Origin of the sequence: Williamsia muralis, assembly GCF_051487485.1 — a bacterium.
GTDB classification, from domain to species: Bacteria; Actinomycetota; Actinomycetes; order Mycobacteriales; family Mycobacteriaceae; genus Williamsia; species Williamsia muralis_B.
The window spans coordinates 263,960-278,837 of record NZ_JAHVCV010000003.1 but is presented as its reverse complement, the minus strand read 5'-3'; the positions used below and the strand labels follow the sequence as shown (position 1 = coordinate 278,837).

Sequence of the window (14,878 nt, the reverse complement as noted above, 5' to 3'; positions counted from 1 at the left end):
AAAGCTGCAGTTCAGGCCGCTATTCGCTCGACTCGGGAATGGCCAGAGATGCCAGCTGGCGCGACAGCGCGGCAGGCACCGTGGCCGTGATCGCGGTCCCGTCGGGCTCGTGACGTTCGGTCAACACGTCACCCTCGGCATGGATCCGAGACACGAGATCGCCACGCTCATACGGCACCCGGACGCTGACGTGCACGTCATTCCTGGCCACCGACTCGCGGATGCGATCGAGGAGTATGTCGATGCCCTCGCCGGTGGCCGCCGAGATGAACACGGCTGCCGGGAACAACCCTTTGAGCTGCGCCAGTACCAGCGGGTCGGCGGCATCGATCTTGTTGATCACGAGCAGTTCCGGCGGAGCTGTCGCCTTCTCCTCCTCGAGCACGGATTCGATCACCTTCCGCACCGCCATGATCTGGTCGGTCGGAACCGGGTCCGAACCATCGACGATGTGCAGGAGCAGATCGGCGTCGGCAACCTCCTCGAGGGTCGAACGGAAGGCCTCGACCAGCTGGGTGGGCAGATGCCGGACGAATCCGACGGTGTCGGTGATGACCAGTTCACGGCCATCCTCGAGCGACATCTGACGGGTTGTCGGATCGAGGGTTGCGAACAAGGCGTTCTGGACGAGCACGCCAGAGCCGGTCAACGCGTTGATCAAACTCGATTTGCCGGCGTTGGTGTACCCGACGATGGTCACCGCTGACGCGGCAGCCTGCTTTCGCTTGGCGCGCTTGGTGGTTCGTGACGTTTTCATCTCGCGGATCTCGCGCCGCAGTTTGGCTGTGCGTTCGCGGATCCGTCGACGGTCGGTCTCGATCTTCGTCTCACCGGGTCCGCGCAGTCCCACGCCGCCATTGCTGCCGGCGCGACCACCTGCCTGCCGGGACATGGATTCACCCCAGCCGCGAAGCCGCGGGAGCATGTACTCCATCTGGGCCAGCGCGACCTGCGCCTTGCCCTCTCTCGACGTCGCGTGCTGGGCGAAGATGTCGAGGATCAGCGCCGTTCGATCGACCACCTTGACCTTGACCACTTTTTCCAGAGCGGTCAGCTGAGCGGGGGTCAGCTCGCCATCGCAGATGACGGTGTCGGCGCCGGTGGCCAAGACGATCTCACGCAGCTCGTGAGCTTTACCGGACCCGATATAGGTTGCCGGGTCGGGCTTTTCACGGCGCTGGATGAGACCTTCGAGAACTTCCGACCCTGCCGTCTCGGCTAGGGCCTTGAGCTCGGCGAGACTCGAATTGGCCTGCGCCGTGGTGCTGCCCTGCGTCCAGACCCCCACCAGGACAACCCGTTCGAGTCGCAGCTGGCGGTACTCGACCTCGGTGACGTCGGTGAGCTCTGTGGACAAACCGGCGACGCGTTGCAGCGAACTGCGTTCGTCGAGCTGGAGTTCGCCGATCGTCGGCGCATCGCGCTGATCGTTGCCGGCTTTGTTGGTTTCCGTCATGAGATCACCATGGTGACACTCGGATAGGTGTGGTGCATACCGATTTTAGAGCCATCCCTCGTTGAGCACTCCGGCGCCGACGAGTACCGACGGGCCGCGCAGCGTTGTGTTCTCGTCATCGACTGTCACCGTGATCTGACCCCCGGGAACGTTGACGAGTACCGTCCCCTCGGACCTTCCCATGAACCGCAGGGCAGCGGCGCCGGCGGCGACGACTCCGGTACCGCAGCTGCGGGTTTCGCCGACTCCGCGTTCATGGACCCGCATCGTGATCTCGGCGTCCACGGCCTCGGCAGCGCCTGCGGACGACGGCGCGGTGATCAGCTCGATGTTCACACCATCGGGAAAGACTGCTTTGTCGAACGTGATCGACCCGCACAGATCGATGTCCGCCAGATCCTCCGGCGTCAACTCGTCGACCACGCACGCCAGATGGGGATTGCCGACATCCACCGACACCCCGGCGTACCGCCGGCCGTCGATCTGGGCTTTGCTGTCGACGCCGAGACGCGCGGGACCCATGCTCACGGTGACATCGGCCGACGAACCCGTCACAGCGTGCACCGTCACCGGTCGCGCACCTGCGCGCGACCCGACGGTGAAGGAGCGTTCGGACACGAGCTCGTGCGCGGCAAGGAAATGCGCGAACACCCGGACACCGTTGCCGCACATCTCCGCGATCGAGCCGTCGCCATTGCGGTAGTCCATGAACCAATCGTCGTCGGCTATGCCGGCGCCGAGCGCTGTGAGCACGCCCGCGTCGCGAAGTGCCCCGGCTTGGGCGACCCGGAGAACCCCGTCCGCCCCGATGCCACGGTGACGATCACACAGCGCCGACACGAACTCCGGGGTGAGGTCCAACTGCACGCCGGGGTCGGGCAACAGCACAAAATCGTTCTGTGTGCCGTGCCCTTTGACGAAGTCGACGCGTGCGAACATTCTGTCAACGATACGCGCCCGACCTCCTCATCTGCCTGCCGCGCGCAGCGCCTGACCAGTGAGGTCCGGCGACGACGCGTCGAGCCAGTGGATGCGAGGGTCACGGCGAAACCACGACCGTTGCCTGCGTACGTAACGCCGCGTACCGATGAAGGTCAGCTCCTGCGCGCGGGCCACGTCGTATTCACCGTCGATGGCCGCCATCACCTGTGCGTATCCGATGGCGCGAGCAGCGGTGACACCGTCCCGGAGGCCGGCCGACAGCAGTGTCTCCACCTCCTCGACAAAACCCGAACCGAACATCTCACTCGTGCGTCGCTCGATTCGCTCGTCGAGCTCTGCGGTGTCGCGATCGAGCGCGATCACCGTCGTGTCCCACCTGGGGGCACCGATCGTCGGCGCGGACGCAGCGAAGGGCTGGCCCGTCAGCTCCACCACTTCCAACGCCCTGACGATCCGGCGACCGTCGGTGTCCAGGATCTGCCGGGCGGCTTCAGGATCCACCTGCGCCAGCCGGTCATGCATCGCCCGTGTCCCGATTCGCTCCAGTTCGTCTTCATGGCGCCGTCGGACGGCCGGGTCAGTGGCCGGGAAGTTCCAGTCGTCGAGGAGTGCCTGGATGTACATCATCGATCCACCCACCACCACCGGCGTCTGCCCCTGCGCCAGGAGACGCTCGATGTCCTCGCGGGCGGCCTGCTGATAGCGAGCGACGGTCGCCGTCTCGGTGACGTCGAGGACATCGATCTGATGATGAGTGATCCCGCGACGCTCGTGCACCGGAACCTTGGCCGTACCGATGTCCATCCCCCGGTACTGCTGCATCGCGTCGACGTTCACGATGTCCCCGCCCAGCTCGACCGCCAGATCGAGCGCGAGGTCGGACTTGCCACTGGCCGTGGGCCCGATCACCGCAATGGGCTTCGTCCCAGCGCTCACGTGTTCCACCAGGCCACCGTGTACCCCACACCGAACGGCGCCCCCGCGTAGCGGACCTCGGACGCCAGAGATGGTCCGGCAAAAGCTCCGGATGCCAACTGCCACGCTGCCCTGCCCTCGACGCCGAACTCGGTACACCGCGTTTCGTCGAGCCCCGAGATCGTGTTGTGGTCGGCCGCTGCAATCGCGCCGTCGATCATGTCCTGGAACTCGACCGCACCGAGCTTCTGCCCACCGGGCGACTTCTCGGTGATGGTTGTCGCGCCGTCGGCCACCACGAGCAGACCCACAGGCTCCGGGGTCGACGCGAGCCGCGATCGCAGTTCGGAACCCTGCCGTAGGCACGACTGCGCCGGCGCAGCCGGGTCGACGACCTCCACCGTGAGCTCAACATGTGGAGCCGTCCGGGTCCGGAGCCATCCCCCGATCAACATGGTTGTGGGCATACCGGGATCAGTGGGCTCGTCAGATTCCGGGACCAATTCCACGGCCACATCGACACCGAAACCCGCCAGGGTTCCCCGCGCGGACATCTCACGTCGAGGGTCTCCGGCACCGACAAGTACCCAGCGACTGCACATTTCGGCGAGTTGTCCACAGACGTCGAATGCCGCGGCCCGCACAGGCGCGACTTCCGAGAGCGCCGGCCCGGACAGTTCTGGCACCAATACCGGCGCGCCCGGGACAAATGCAGCGGCAACCAACACCTGCGCCACGCTAGCCGACGCGCGTGAACCCAGAATGCGCCCGACCGGCCGATTGTCCACGAGTGTCCACACACAAGCCGGTGACCTGCTTCAATGATAGAGGCGGTGCGCCGCCACCCGGGTGTGAAGACCGTTCACCGCCGGTAGACAAACGCAACTGGCAGCCGTGTCGCGCGGCAGGAACTAGGTACTGAGATGACCGAGCAGCACACGCCCGCACCGGCCGCACCAGAGACACCGGCGCCCGCCCCGGGACCCAAGCCTGGTCCCCGGCCCGGCCCGCGACCGGGCCCGCGCCCCGGTCAGCACCCCCCGGCCAAGGTCCACCCGGCACCTGCGGAGGTGATACGTCCCGCATCGGATCCCTCGAAGTTCGGACGTATCGACGATGACGGCGCCGTGTGGCTCAAAACCTCCGAGGGCGAACACCAGATCGCCTCGTGGCAGGCGGGCACCGCCGCCGAAGGTCTGGCGCACTTCGGTCGGCGATTCGACGACCTCGTGGTCGAGGTCGAGTTGCTCGAGGAACGCCTTGAGGCCGGTACCGGTGATCCCCGCAAGACCAAGACCGCAGCGGCCGGACTGCTCGACACGTTGCCCACGGCAGCGGTCATCGGAGATGTCGATGCCGTCGCATCGCGACTGAAGCTGATCATCGACGGCGCGGACGGCGCCGCCGAGAAGGTCAAACACGACCGGGACGAAGCCCGAGCAAAGGCCGTCGCCCGCAAAGAAGAGCTCGCCGCCGAAGCAGAGCAGATCGGCTCGGAGTCGACCCAGTGGAAAGTCGCCGGCGACCGCATGCGGGTCATCCTCGAAGAGTGGAAGACCATCAAGGGCGTCGATCGCAAGACCGACGACCAGTTGTGGAAGCGCTACTCCAAGGCCCGTGACACCTTCAACCGCCGTCGCGGCGCACATTTCGCCGAGATGGACCGCGAACGCGCCGGCGCCCGCTCGCGCAAGGAAGAGCTGATCGTCGAAGCCGAGGCCCTGTCATCGTCGACCGAATGGGCTGACACCGCAGCGAAGTTCCGCGACCTGCTGACCCAGTGGAAGGCCGCCGGGCGCGCGCCACGCGACCAGGACGACGCACTGTGGGCGCGGTTCAAGGCCGCTCAGGATGTCTTCTTCAGCGCCCGCAACGCCGCGTCGTCACAACGCGATGCCGAGTTCGAGACCAATGCGAAGGCAAAGCTCGAACTACTTGCGCGGGCCGAGAAGTCCATCGATCCGCAAGCGGACCTCGAGGCGGCTCGTCGCGAGTTCCGCACCATCCGGGACCAGTGGGACGAGATCGGCAAGGTCCCGCGCGAACAGATGCACTCTCTCGAGGCTCGGATCAAGGCGGTGGAGAAGCGGATTCGCGACGCCGAGTCCGCTCAGTGGCAGCGCACCGATCCCGCGGTGAAGGCGCGCGCACAGCAATTCGCCGACCGCGTGGCCCAGCTCGAGGACCAGGCTGCCAAGGCGGAAGCCAACGGCAAGAGCAAGGATGCGCGCAAGCTACGCGAACAGGCCGAACAGTGGCGCGAATGGGCGCGTGCGGCCGAAGGCGCCATCGGGGACTGACGTCGACCTGGCATCCTCACGGATGCCGGGTGCCGGGGCTTGCTAGAGGTCGTCGCCCTCTGAGCGACGGCTGTCACGCCGACGTTCGGATGTGCGCCGCTGGAGCGCGAGCGCCCGCTGTTCCTCGGCCGCGGCCTCTTCGCGACGCTGCGCCTCGAGTGCCAACTGGTAGTTGGTACGGGCCCACACCACCCGCGACCAGTGGAAGGTGATGACGAACATCGCCAGCCACCCGATGATCAAGCCGATGCCGACGCCGCTGGGCGGCTCCTCTCCGGACACTCCCGGAGTGTTGCGCGACCACCACGCCAGTAGACCCGCAAAACAGGACACCGCACTGCCGCACAGGGCGATCCAGGCGAACACCCATCGGCGCGTGAGCAGTGCGAGCGCCGAGAAACCGATACCGAAGACCAGCTGCAGGATCACGAACACGCGAGAGGTGATGGTCACCCGCTCGGCCGCGGCGTCCGAGCTGAACGTGATCACGTCGATACCGGTCACGGACCCGGTGTGGGGCAGGACGAACGACAGGATCGCGACCAGCACCGCAACCGCCACCACCACGGCGCGGGCCCCGGGATCGATCTCGCCGGCGACCTTGCGTTCGGCCTTGCGCAGATCGCCTTTGAACTGATCAAAACCCGCTGGGTCCGGTCCGTTGTTCTTCTCGGTCATCAGAGCTCGCATCCTGCGCCACAGGCAGATTCAACCGGCGCTTCGACAGGCTTCCCGATCGGCGGCAGACCGAGTCCGACTCCGATCGGCGGGGTTTGGGGGGTGGTACCGGCCGCGTGCGCGTCGCCGGCCCGGGTACGCCGATGGCCGCGGATACCGTCATCGGCCAGCAGATAGTGCGGTGCCGCGCCGGTCACGACCGTGTCCACCAGATCCCCCGGACGGATGGCGTTGCCCTCGGTAACGAAGTGGACGAGCCGGCCGTCGCGCGCACGGCCGGTCATCCGGCCCTGATCTTTCCGGCCGTCGGCGGTCACCAGGACCTCTACCGGCGCCCCGATGAGCTTCTGGTTCTCCTCCAGGCAGATCCGGTCCTGCAGGTCGGTCAGCCGCATATAGCGCTCGCTCACCACATGCTTGGGTACCTGGTCGGCCATGTCGGCCGCGGGTGTCCCCGGCCTCTGCGAATACTGAAAGGTGTACGCACTGGTGAATCTGGCCGCTGCGACCACGTCGAGGGTCGCCTGGAAATCCTCTTCGGTCTCACCGGGGAATCCGACGATGATGTCGGTGGTGATGGACGCGTGCGGCATCGCCGCCCGCACCCGCTCGATGATCCCCAGGAACTTGGTGCTGCGGTAGCTGCGGCGCATCGCCTTGAGGATCCGGTCGGAACCCGATTGCAACGGCATGTGCAGTTGGGGACAGACATTCGGGGTCTGCGCCATCGCCTCGATCACGTCGTCGGTGAACTCGGCGGGGTGCGGCGACGTGAACCGCACACGTTCGAGACCCTCGATGTCACCGCAGGCACGCAGCAACGCGGCGAATGCTCCCCGATCGCGTCCCAGACCCGGATCGGCGAACGACATCCCGTAGGCGTTCACGTTCTGGCCGAGCAAGGTGACCTCGACGACCCCTTCGTTCACCAGCGCCTGCACCTCGGCGAGGACGTCTCCTGGCCGGCGGTCGACCTCCTTGCCGCGAAGAGCCGGAACGATGCAGAACGTGCATGTGTTGTTGCACCCGACCGAGATCGACACCCACCCCGAATACGCGGACTCGCGTTTGGCAGGCAAGGTGGACGGAAAGGCTTCCAGTGCATCGATGATCTCGACCTGGGCCTGCGCATTGTGGCGAGCGCGTTCGAGCAGCACGGGCAGGGATCCGAGGTTGTGTGTTCCGAACACGACGTCGACCCACGGGGCCTTCTCGAGGACGGTGCCGCGATCCTTTTGGGCAAGACAGCCGCCGACAGCGATCTGCATTCCGGGACGACTCGCCTTGACCGGTGCCAGGTGCGAGAGGTTGCCGTACAGCTTGTTGTCGGCGTTCTCCCGGACGGCGCAGGTGTTGAAGACCACCAGGTCGGCATCACCATCGTCGGATGCGCGGACATAACCGGCCTCTTCGAGGAGCCCGGAAATACGCTCGGAGTCGTGGACATTCATCTGACAGCCGTAGGTGCGGACCTGGTAGGAGCGCCCCATGGTGTCGGGGTGCCCGGTCTGCGGATCCGTCATCGAGATTGTCACTCCTACCAGGGTACTTGGCCCATCAGACCTGGTGAAATTGGCGGCTGAGCTGCGGCGATCCACCCCTCCCGCCCGCTATGTTCCCGGTCCCCCGCTGCTCGCCGACACGGGCACCTTAAGGTCGACAGTTATGACAGCACCTCGAGCGGGCTCGTCCGCGCCTCATCCCGACGGGCCGGCCGCCACACAGACCGCCCCACCGATGATCGCTCTGCGCGACGTGCAGAAGCACTTCGGCGACCTCCACGTGCTCAAGGACATCGACCTCGAGGTGCCCGCCGGCCAGGTCGTGGTCATCCTCGGTCCGTCGGGATCGGGCAAGTCCACCCTGTGCCGCACGATCAACCGGCTCGAGCCGATCGACAGCGGCGAGATTCGTATCGACGGGAAGTTGCTGCCCGCCGAAGGCAAGGCGCTCGCCGCCCTGCGCGCCGACGTCGGAATGGTCTTCCAGTCGTTCAACCTGTTCGCGCACAAGACAATTCTCGACAATGTGACGCTGGCACCGATCAAGGTGCGTGGCAAGGACAAGGCTGCGGCGAACAAGCGCGGGATGGAATTGCTGGAGCGAGTCGGCATCGCAAGCCAGAAGGACAAGTACCCGGCGCAACTCTCCGGCGGGCAGCAGCAACGCGTTGCCATCGCACGATCACTGGCGATGGACCCCAAGGTCATGCTGTTCGACGAGCCGACATCCGCTCTGGACCCGGAAATGGTCAACGAAGTCCTCGACGTGATGGTCTCACTCGCGAAAGAGGGCATGACGATGCTGGTTGTCACCCACGAGATGGGGTTTGCCCGCAAGGCAGCCGACCGAGTGGTCTTCATGGCCGATGGCGCCATCGTGGAGGACACCGATCCCGAGTCGTTCTTCACCCGGCCCGAGTCCGGGCGCGCCCGGGACTTCCTCGGCAAGATCCTCGGCCATTGAAGACGGCGGCAACGGGGAAGCGCACCATGCGTGAGAACTCGAAACACTGGATCCTGCTACCGGCCCTGGCCATCGTGGTGCTCTGCACAGCACTCACCGCATGCGGTAACACGAGCCCGCGCAACCTGATGGAATCGATCGAGAGCGGCTCGGTCATCCTCGGCACCAAGTTCGATCAGCCCGGCCTGGGTCTGCGACACCCCGACAAGTCGTTCACCGGATTCGATGTCGCGGTGTCCGAGTACGTGGTCAACACCATCGCGCAGAACAACGGGTGGAAGAAGCCGAAGATCACATGGCGGGAAACCCCATCGGCGCAACGCGAGACGCTCATCGACAACGGTGAGGTCGACATGATCGCCGCCACCTACTCGATCAATGCAGCCCGCTCGAAGAAGGTGAGTTTCGCCGGTCCTTATCTGATCAACTACCAGGGGCTGCTGGTCCGCGAGGATGACGACAGCATCACCACGCTCACGGATCTGAACAAAGGCAAGAAGCTGTGTTCGGTGACAGGCTCCACCTCCGCCCAGAACGTGAAGAACCAGTTGCCGAAAATCCAGCTGCAGGAATACGACTCGTACTCGTCCTGTGTGGAAGCTCTGCGCCGCAACAAGGTGGACGCCCTCACCACCGACGAGGCCATCCTTGCCGGGTTCTCCGACTTCTTCCCCGATGAATTCAAGATCGTCGACATGACGTACCCCAAGGACGCGTGCGTGACCTCGAGCGGGAAGAAATCGCTCAAGAAGGCCGGCACACCGTTCTCGACCGAGCGATACGGCATCGGGATGCCCAAGGACTATCCCGAATCCGTGACGGCGGTGAACGAGGCTCTCGAGTCGATGCTGGCAAAGCCTGCCGACGGCGGCGAGTCGGCCTGGGAGATCGCGTTGCGTGACGAAATCGGCGACAGCGAAGTCGATTCGATGATCGAGCGGGCGCAGGGTCCCGATTCCAAATATCAGTTCACCCCCGTGCCAGACGATCTGGACTTCCTCGAGTCGACATCCGACCCGTGCCCGGCGGGGCTGTCATGAGTGAACTCTGGTCCGACATCGGACCTCAGCTGTGGCCTGCCTACTGGGTCACGCTCAAGCTCACCTTCTACTCCGCCATCGGATCTCTCATCTGGGGTACCGTTCTTGCCGGCATGCGGGTCTCTCCAGTCCCCGTCATGCGTGTGTTCGGGACCTGGTACGTCAACATCGTCCGGAACACTCCGCTGACCCTCATCGTGATCTTCGCCTCGGTCGGCCTCTACCAGAACCTCGGGCTGAAGCTGGCGCAGGAGAACGACGAGTTCATCACCAACAACAACTTCTGGCTCGCCGTCCTGGCCTTTGTGCTGTACACGTCCACGTTCGTGTGCGAGACGCTGCGGTCGGGGTTCAACACCGTGCCACTCGGACAGGCCGAAGCGGCTCGCTCGCTCGGCCTGCCGTTCAGCAAGGTGTTCGGGATCATCGTGCTCCCCCAGGCGGTCAGATCGGTGATCGGTCCGATGGGCAGCGTGCTGATCGCGTTGACCAAGAACACCACGATTGCTTCGGCGATCGGCGTGGCAGAGGCCTCGTTGCTGATGAAAGAACAGATCGAGAACCACGCCGATCAGGTGGTGGGGATCTTCGTCATCATCGCCATCGGGTTCATGGTGATCACCCTCACCGAGGGATATGTCTTCGGTTTCCTCGCAAAGCGTCTGGCGGTCAAGCGATGAGCAGTGCAACAGTTCTCTACGACGCTCCGGGGCCCAGGGGACGGCGTCGCAATCAGGTCATCGCTGTCGGATTCGCGGTGGTGCTGCTCGCAATCGCGATCTACGTGATCGTGGCACTGGCCGGCAACGGGCAGCTCACCAGCGAGAAGTGGAAGCCATTCCTGGAACCGGACACGTGGACCACCTACCTGCTGCCCGGTTTGTGGGGAACACTCTCCGCCGCGGTTCTGTCGATCGTGTTGGCTCTGCTGCTCGGCGCGGTTCTCGGTATCGGCCGGCTGTCCGATCACCGCGCGATTCGCGGACTCAGCGGAGCGGTGGTCGAGTTCTTCCGGGCCATACCCGTGCTCATCCTGATGATCTTCGCCTACTACTTGTTTGCCGAATACGCCGTCTTCCCAGCCGAGGACCTGGCCTTCGCTGCCGTGGTGACCGGACTGACTCTGTACAACGGCTCGGTCATCGCAGAGATCCTGCGGGCAGGCATCACGTCGCTACCGAGTGGCCAGCTCGAGGCGGCGAACTCGCTCGGCCTACGCAAATCACAGACGATGCGACTGGTGTTGCTCCCGCAGGCGGTGACTGCCATGTTGCCTGCGCTGATTTCTCAGATGGTCATCGCGCTGAAGGACAGTGCTCTCGGATACGCGATCGGTTATGTCGAGGTGGTCCGGTCCGGCATCCAGTCGGCATCGTTCTACGGCAACTATCTGCCGGCCCTCGTGGTGGTCGCCGCCGTGATGATCCTGCTGAACTTCGGGCTCTCTACATTGGCCACCGTCATCGAGCGGAGATTGAGGGAAGGCAAGAATCGTGGACCGGTCGCAGATGTGAAAGTGGACGAACAGGCCGCTGCCATCTGATCTTCACTCGGCAGTGAGCTGGTTCAGTTCCTCGTTCACCAGACTCATGGCAAGAGACGGTGCGTACCCACGTCTGGCCAGCATCGCGACCAGTCGACGAACGTGCTTGTCCCGCTGGGCCCGGTCAGCGATGTCTTCGGCCGTCAGACGAGAGGTCTTGCGGCGCAACAGGTCTACTGCCCGCTCACGTTCGGCGTCATCGTCGATCTGATCGAGTGCGTGCTCGATCACGGGGTCGGCGACGCCCTTCTGCCGGAGCTCGTGCCGTAGAGCAGTGCGTCCCTTGCCGCTGTGGCGGTGTCGGGAATGCACCCATTGCTCGGCAAAATCGACATCGTCGAGCAGACCGGCCGCGATGAGCCGAGTCATCACCGATTCGATATCGGTAGGCGCAAAATCTTTGTCGTGCAACCGTTTGCGCAGTTCTGCCTGACTTCGTGCGCGGACGCCGAGCAGCCGCAATGCGGAGTCATAGGCCGATGCGGCGGTAGCGGTGCGGTCGCCGGAACTCTCTGGAGCAGGCTGCGTGGCCGACGAATCGACCGGAACAGAACTGCGGGAGAGGATGTCTGCGATTGCGGACCGCAGTTCAGCGGTGCTCTCGTGGACGTCCTCTCCCGCAGGCCTGTTCACCTGATCGGCGTCCTAGAACTCGACCGGTGCCGGCGCGACGGCATCCTCGGTCAAGACAGCGCCGATCCCGAGCTTTTCCTTGATCTTCTTCTCGATCTCGTCACGCACCTCGGTGTTCTCGAGCAAGAACTTACGAGCGTTTTCCTTGCCCTGGCCCAGCTGTTCACCTTCGTAGGTGAACCAGGAGCCGGACTTGCGGACAAAGCCGTGCAATACGCCCATGTCGATCAGCGAACCCTCTTTGCTGATGCCATGGCCGTACAGGATGTCGAACTCGGCCTGCTTGAACGGAGGGGCAACCTTGTTCTTGACGACCTTGACGCGAGTGCGGTTACCGACCGCCTCGGTACCGTCCTTGAGGGTCTCGATCCGGCGCACATCCAGACGGACCGATGCGTAGAACTTCAGCGCCTTACCACCGGTGGTGGTCTCGGGAGACCCGAACATCACGCCGATCTTCTCGCGCAGCTGGTTGATGAAGATCGCGGTGGTGCCCGAATTGCTCATGGCGCCGGTCATCTTCCGCAGCGCCTGGCTCATCAACCGCGCCTGCAGACCGACGTGGCTGTCGCCCATCTCGCCCTCGATCTCCGCACGCGGCACAAGCGCCGCGACCGAGTCGATGACCAGGATGTCGAGAGCACCCGACCGGATCAACATGTCAGCGATCTCGAGTGCCTGCTCACCGGTGTCCGGCTGTGACACCAGCAACGCGTCGGTGTCGACTCCCAGCCGCTGCGCGTAGTCGGGGTCGAGGGCGTGCTCGGCGTCGATGAACGCCGCGATGCCACCGGCGGCCTGTGCATTGGCGACCGCGTGCAGCGCAACGGTGGTCTTACCCGACGATTCCGGCCCGTAGATCTCGACAACGCGGCCTCGCGGGAGGCCTCCGATGCCGAGTGCGACATCGAGCGCGATCGAACCGGTCGGGATGGTGGCGATCGGCTGGCGGGCGTTCTCGCCGAGACGCATCACCGAGCCCTTGCCGTAGTTCTTGTCGATCTGGGCCAATGCCAGGTCGAGGGCCTTTTCGCGGTCTGGTTGGGCTGCCATGGTTTCCCCTAGTGTTTGCGCCGAGTTGTCGGCGGTGGTGGTGCCGCCGGTCTGGCGGGATCGGGCTTTCTTTCGCGTATTCGGCATCTCTTTGCGCACTGACGTCACGCTAGATCAGCCCTCTGACAATCCCGGATCTCGACGTTCCCGTCCTCGCGTCGAACACCACCCACTCTAGGCGAACGCTTGTTCGAGTCAACCACCCGGACATCCGACACGCCGGGGCAGATGAAGTACTGCTACCAGCGTTCCCGCGGGACGTCGAAGTCCCGGCACAGCGCTGTCCACACATCCCGGGGATCGATGCCGGCATCAAGCGCTTCGGCAGCCGTCCGGCCACCGAGGTCGGTGAGGACGTGGTCGACAAGCATCGAATTCGCAGTGGTGGACCCGAACTCGGTGCTGATGAGTTCGGAGAATTCGGTCAATCGCACGTGACCGAGCGTAGCGAAACCATCAGGACCGCGCTGCACCGACACATACCGCCACCGGGTCGACAACGTCGGCGCCGGTCCGGGCGCCGCGGCGGGCGGCTCCGGTGAATGACTTGTTGTCCAGCACCTTTCGGCACGCCGCGGCCAACGACTCGACGGTGGTGGGCCTGACCACCGCGGCACTGCCCCATCGGCGGGCACGCTGGGCCAGTTCCCACTGATCGCCGCCGCCGGGAACGAGCACCTGAGGCACGCCGGCCAGCATGGACTTCGCCAGCATTCCGTGCCCTCCACCGCAGATGACAAGCGCTGCGTCGTGGAGGAGCTCGTCCTGCCTGCCGTGTCCGGCCACGGCCCATGACGGTAGATCACCGACCTCGGGATCGAGTCCCGAGACAACCGCCCGCACCGGGCGTCCCAGGACGTGCGGGTCGAGCGCAGCCAGCGCCGCCTCCACCAGACCTGCCGAACCGGTCACCGCGGTGGACGGTGCAATGACAATCAACGGGGCGTCGCCGGGAGGACGTGTGAAGACGGTGTCGGTGGGTTCCCACAGCAGGGGGCCGACCACCTCGGCTCCGTCGGGCCAGTCCGGGCGGGGCACCTCCAGCGCCGGGAGGGTGGCGATCAAGCGCGCTCCCGGATTCGGCTGCGCCGGATCGAGTCCGATGCCCACCCGGGCGGCCGCCCGCTGTTGTTGTCCCACTCGAATGGATCGGCCGGTGGCCGCGCGCATCAGCGCATCACGCACCCTTCCGGACAGGCCCGTACCCGGTTCCAGGCCACTGCCGACAGGGGGAAGCCCCACCGAGGGCTGGTACAGCGGATGGGGCGAGAGTTCCACCCATGGGGCACCGATCGTCTCGGCGGCCCAGCCGCCACACACGGTGATGACGTCGCCGACCACCAGATCGGGATCGAGTTCGGCGAGCACGGGCGCCAGTTGCAGGCTCATCCGCGCCGCGCGTGCACTGAGTTTGTCGCCCGCATCGGTGTCGTCGTCAGCCGCCGACGCCGTCAGACCTGGGAGCTCCCGGACGTCGAGGCCGCGCGCGGTTGCCTTCTCGATCCACTGCGAACCCGTGTACACCACTGCTTCGATGTTGTTGTCCTGCAACAACTCTGCCAGCGCGAACACCGGAAAGGCATGACCGGCGTCAGAGCCTGCAACCAGAGCTGCCCGCACGCGTGTCCCCCGTACCGCCGATCACGAACCGATCTTGGTCGAACTCTTGTCAGTAGCTGCCCACTTGATCACTGCGACGATCCCGATCACCACGAGTCCGATCACCAGCACCGTGAGCAGACCCTTCACCACGGCCATGATCAGCCCGAAGGCCAGCCACACCACGAGTATCGCTAGAAGAACTTTCCACCACATGACATCTCCTGTCGTCCGAGTGACCTCAACGGTGCCA

General features: G+C 64.9%; 16 protein-coding genes. 5 read left to right on the top strand and 11 right to left on the bottom strand.

The features are described from left to right. Nucleotides 1–19: 19 nt before the first annotated feature. The 4 genes from hflX to KXR83_RS09655 are packed head-to-tail and all read right to left on the bottom strand — an operon-like array spanning nucleotide 20 to nucleotide 4,041. Nucleotides 20–1,456: a GTPase HflX gene (hflX, locus tag KXR83_RS09670; RefSeq protein WP_437424659.1), complete on the bottom strand. Its 1,437-nt coding sequence runs from the start codon at nucleotides 1,454–1,456 to the stop codon at nucleotides 20–22. Nucleotides 1,457–1,501: 45 nt separating this feature from the next. Next, nucleotides 1,502–2,395, bottom strand: coding sequence for a diaminopimelate epimerase (dapF, locus tag KXR83_RS09665; protein ID WP_437424658.1), 894 nt, complete (start codon nucleotides 2,393–2,395; stop codon nucleotides 1,502–1,504). Between the two features lie 27 nt (nucleotides 2,396–2,422). Continuing rightward, entirely contained in the window at nucleotides 2,423–3,334 is a 912-nt protein-coding gene (miaA, locus tag KXR83_RS09660; RefSeq protein ID WP_437424657.1) for a tRNA (adenosine(37)-N6)-dimethylallyltransferase MiaA, read from the bottom strand. Further along, nucleotides 3,331–4,041, bottom strand: coding sequence for a hypothetical protein (locus KXR83_RS09655; protein ID WP_437424656.1), 711 nt, complete (start codon nucleotides 4,039–4,041; stop codon nucleotides 3,331–3,333). Before KXR83_RS09655 ends, miaA begins: the two co-directional genes overlap by 4 nt. Nucleotides 4,042–4,236: 195 nt before the next feature. On the opposite strand from KXR83_RS09655, the gene KXR83_RS09650 reads away from it, so the two are divergent. Then, entirely contained in the window at nucleotides 4,237–5,613 is a 1,377-nt protein-coding gene (locus KXR83_RS09650) for a DUF349 domain-containing protein (RefSeq protein ID WP_437424655.1), read from the top strand. A gap of 42 nt (nucleotides 5,614–5,655) precedes the next feature. Here KXR83_RS09650 and KXR83_RS09645 read toward each other — a convergent pair whose 3' ends face one another. Continuing rightward, the gene (locus tag KXR83_RS09645) at nucleotides 5,656–6,291 is read right to left on the bottom strand and encodes an Rv2732c family membrane protein (protein WP_437424654.1); all 636 of its coding nucleotides are present in this window, start codon (nucleotides 6,289–6,291) and stop codon (nucleotides 5,656–5,658) included. Beyond that, nucleotides 6,291–7,814, bottom strand: a complete 1,524-nt coding sequence (gene miaB / locus KXR83_RS09640; RefSeq protein WP_437424937.1) for a tRNA (N6-isopentenyl adenosine(37)-C2)-methylthiotransferase MiaB — start codon at nucleotides 7,812–7,814, stop codon at nucleotides 6,291–6,293. The genes KXR83_RS09645 and miaB overlap by 1 nt, the downstream gene beginning before the upstream one ends. 214 nt (nucleotides 7,815–8,028) lie before the next feature. Here miaB and KXR83_RS09635 point away from each other — a divergent pair, with 214 nt between their 5' ends. Genes KXR83_RS09635 through KXR83_RS09620 form a run of 4 tightly spaced genes read left to right on the top strand, consistent with a single transcriptional unit; the run spans nucleotide 8,029 to nucleotide 11,340 of the window. Continuing rightward, nucleotides 8,029–8,757, top strand: a complete 729-nt coding sequence (locus KXR83_RS09635; protein ID WP_062797874.1) for an amino acid ABC transporter ATP-binding protein — start codon at nucleotides 8,029–8,031, stop codon at nucleotides 8,755–8,757. 26 nt (nucleotides 8,758–8,783) lie between these two features. After that, nucleotides 8,784–9,797: a glutamate ABC transporter substrate-binding protein gene (locus tag KXR83_RS09630; RefSeq protein WP_437424653.1), complete on the top strand. Its 1,014-nt coding sequence runs from the start codon at nucleotides 8,784–8,786 to the stop codon at nucleotides 9,795–9,797. Beyond that, nucleotides 9,794–10,477: an amino acid ABC transporter permease gene (locus KXR83_RS09625; protein ID WP_030163440.1), complete on the top strand. Its 684-nt coding sequence runs from the start codon at nucleotides 9,794–9,796 to the stop codon at nucleotides 10,475–10,477. Before KXR83_RS09630 ends, KXR83_RS09625 begins: the two co-directional genes overlap by 4 nt. Continuing rightward, nucleotides 10,474–11,340: an amino acid ABC transporter permease gene (locus KXR83_RS09620; protein WP_437424652.1), complete on the top strand. Its 867-nt coding sequence runs from the start codon at nucleotides 10,474–10,476 to the stop codon at nucleotides 11,338–11,340. The genes KXR83_RS09625 and KXR83_RS09620 overlap by 4 nt, the downstream gene beginning before the upstream one ends. 3 nt (nucleotides 11,341–11,343) lie before the next feature. On the opposite strand, the gene KXR83_RS09615 is transcribed toward KXR83_RS09620, so the two are convergent. The 5 genes from KXR83_RS09615 to KXR83_RS09595 all read right to left on the bottom strand — a co-directional run bounded on the left by KXR83_RS09615 (nucleotide 11,344) and on the right by KXR83_RS09595 (nucleotide 14,841). Next, entirely contained in the window at nucleotides 11,344–11,973 is a 630-nt protein-coding gene (locus KXR83_RS09615) for a regulatory protein RecX (protein ID WP_437424651.1), read from the bottom strand. A 12-nt stretch (nucleotides 11,974–11,985) separates the two neighbouring features. Then, the gene (gene recA / locus KXR83_RS09610) at nucleotides 11,986–13,026 is read right to left on the bottom strand and encodes a recombinase RecA (protein ID WP_030163447.1); all 1,041 of its coding nucleotides are present in this window, start codon (nucleotides 13,024–13,026) and stop codon (nucleotides 11,986–11,988) included. 239 nt (nucleotides 13,027–13,265) lie between these two features. Next, complete coding sequence (locus KXR83_RS09605; protein ID WP_023959680.1) at nucleotides 13,266–13,460, bottom strand: DUF3046 domain-containing protein; 195 nt, start codon at nucleotides 13,458–13,460, stop codon at nucleotides 13,266–13,268. Nucleotides 13,461–13,482: 22 nt separating this feature from the next. Beyond that, on the bottom strand, nucleotides 13,483–14,646 hold the full coding sequence (locus KXR83_RS09600) for a glycosyltransferase (protein ID WP_437424650.1): 1,164 nt from the start codon (nucleotides 14,644–14,646) through the stop codon (nucleotides 13,483–13,485). A gap of 21 nt (nucleotides 14,647–14,667) precedes the next feature. Beyond that, nucleotides 14,668–14,841 (bottom strand): hypothetical protein, encoded by a 174-nt coding sequence (locus KXR83_RS09595; protein WP_437424649.1) that lies wholly within the window; start codon nucleotides 14,839–14,841, stop codon nucleotides 14,668–14,670. Nucleotides 14,842–14,878 lie beyond the last annotated feature (37 nt).

Bases quoted from the DNA above. Each gene is read 5' to 3' on its own strand.
- hflX (WP_437424659.1), bottom strand. From the start codon at position 1,456: ATGACGGAAACCAACAAAGCCGGCAACGATCAGCGCGATGCGCCGACG.
- dapF (WP_437424658.1), bottom strand. From the start codon at position 2,395: ATGTTCGCACGCGTCGACTTCGTCAAAGGGCACGGCACACAGAACGAT.
- KXR83_RS09650 (WP_437424655.1), top strand. From the start codon at position 4,237: ATGACCGAGCAGCACACGCCCGCACCGGCCGCACCAGAGACACCGGCG.
- KXR83_RS09645 (WP_437424654.1), bottom strand. From the start codon at position 6,291: ATGACCGAGAAGAACAACGGACCGGACCCAGCGGGTTTTGATCAGTTC.
- miaB (WP_437424937.1), bottom strand. From the start codon at position 7,814: ATGACGGATCCGCAGACCGGGCACCCCGACACCATGGGGCGCTCCTAC.
- KXR83_RS09635 (WP_062797874.1), top strand. From the start codon at position 8,029: ATGATCGCTCTGCGCGACGTGCAGAAGCACTTCGGCGACCTCCACGTG.
- KXR83_RS09630 (WP_437424653.1), top strand. From the start codon at position 8,784: ATGCGTGAGAACTCGAAACACTGGATCCTGCTACCGGCCCTGGCCATC.
- KXR83_RS09625 (WP_030163440.1), top strand. From the start codon at position 9,794: ATGAGTGAACTCTGGTCCGACATCGGACCTCAGCTGTGGCCTGCCTAC.
- KXR83_RS09620 (WP_437424652.1), top strand. From the start codon at position 10,474: ATGAGCAGTGCAACAGTTCTCTACGACGCTCCGGGGCCCAGGGGACGG.
- recA (WP_030163447.1), bottom strand. From the start codon at position 13,026: ATGGCAGCCCAACCAGACCGCGAAAAGGCCCTCGACCTGGCATTGGCC.
- KXR83_RS09595 (WP_437424649.1), bottom strand. From the start codon at position 14,841: ATGTGGTGGAAAGTTCTTCTAGCGATACTCGTGGTGTGGCTGGCCTTC.